The sequence below is a fragment of the Mesorhizobium sp. B1-1-5 genome, assembly GCF_006443065.1.
Lineage (GTDB): Bacteria > Pseudomonadota > Alphaproteobacteria > Rhizobiales > Rhizobiaceae > Mesorhizobium.
In genome coordinates, this window is the sequence record NZ_VFWS01000399.1 from 1 (window position 1) to 1,380 (window position 1,380).

Below are 1,380 nucleotides of genomic sequence, written 5' to 3' on the forward strand. Positions count from 1 at the left end.
ATCGATGGCATGGCCAGCGCGGCAGCCGCGGCACCACTCAGGACTGCGCGTCGGTTGAATGCGGTTTCCAGAAGTTTCCTCATGACAATCCTCTCCCTGTTGTCGTTTCAGTTCATCGTTGCGCGGTAAGCCTCTTCGCGGATCAGTTCCCAGATCGATTGGCTGAGCCTGGCGAAATCGCCGGAGCGCCGCGTCTCGTCGCCGCGTGGCCTGGGCAGGTCGATGTCGATGACCTGCTTCAGGCGACCCGGATGGCTGCTTAGCACCGCGACCCGGTCGGCCAGGAACACCGCCTCGTCTATGGCGTGCGTGATGAAGACGACCGTCCGCCGCTCGGCAGCGGGGCGGTCCTGCCCCCAGATGCGCAGCAATTCGTCTTGCAGGATGACGCGGGTCTGCGCGTCCAGCGCCGCTAGCGGTTCGTCCATCAGCAGGATTTCCGGCTCGTTCGCCATCAGGCGCGCCAGTGCCACGCGCTGGCGCATGCCGCCCGATAGCTGGTGCGGGTACTTGTCCTCGGAGCCGGTCAGGCCGACCATTTCGACGGTGCGGTTGACGCGGTCGGCGCGCTGCGCGGGCGAAAGCCCTCGCCCGGCCGGCCCATAGATCAATCCGAACTCGACATTGCCGCGCACGGTGCGCCAGGGAAACAGGGCATAGTCCTGGAACATCACGCCGCGTTCGGCCCCCGGTCCTTCGATCGGCCTGCCGTTCAGGCTCATCGTACCCGACGTCGGCCTGTCGAGGCCGGCGAGCATGTTGAGAACGGTCGTCTTGCCGCATCCGGATGGGCCGACGATAGCCATGAACTCGCCGGCCTTGATGTCCAGCGACAGGCTGTCGACCGCCACCACGGAGGCAGATTCCCCGAAGGATTTGCTGACGCCGTCGAGGCGGATCTTGGCATCGCTCATGGCTGGCTCCACGGCACGGCGAAGGCGAGTGCGGCACGCAGGATGCGGTCGAGCGCGAAGGCCACGATGCCGACCGCGATCATGCAGACCACCATGCCGTTGAGGTTGATCGAATAGGCGTAGAAGACGAACATCATCTGGCCGATGCCGCCGCTGCTGCCGGACTTGGCGCCGACCGCAAGTTCGGCGGCAATGATCGCCGTCCAGGCGATGCCGAGGCCGATGCGCATGCCGACCAGAATGGATGGCAAGGCGGCCGGCAGCAGCACCACCCGCATCCGCGTCAGCGGCGCCAGCCCCATGGTCAGCGCGGCGCGCATCAGACTGGGCTCGATACGCTTCACGCCCGAGATGGTGTTGATCAGGATCGGGAAGAAGGCGGCATAGGCAACGATGGCGACAGCTGCCCCGGAGCCCGAGCCCACCCAGAGGATAACCAGGGGCAGGATGGCAAGTGCCGCTATCG

Annotated in this window: 2 protein-coding genes; both read right to left on the reverse strand. The window is 65.9% G+C overall.

Features of this window, described 5'->3' with window-relative positions; all coding sequences use genetic code 11:
- Positions 1–107: 107 nt before the first annotated feature.
- Positions 108–914, reverse strand: coding sequence for an ABC transporter ATP-binding protein (locus FJ980_RS31755; protein WP_140547458.1), 807 nt, complete (start codon positions 912–914; stop codon positions 108–110).
- A partial coding sequence (locus FJ980_RS31760; RefSeq protein ID WP_181181381.1) for an ABC transporter permease subunit occupies positions 911–1,380 on the reverse strand: 470 nt, incomplete at its 5' end. The genes FJ980_RS31760 and FJ980_RS31755, both read right to left, overlap by 4 nt.

Excerpts from the sequence above, each read along its gene's own strand:
- FJ980_RS31755 (WP_140547458.1), bottom strand. The coding sequence starts at position 914 with ATGAGCGATGCCAAGATCCGCCTCGACGGCGTCAGCAAATCCTTCGGG.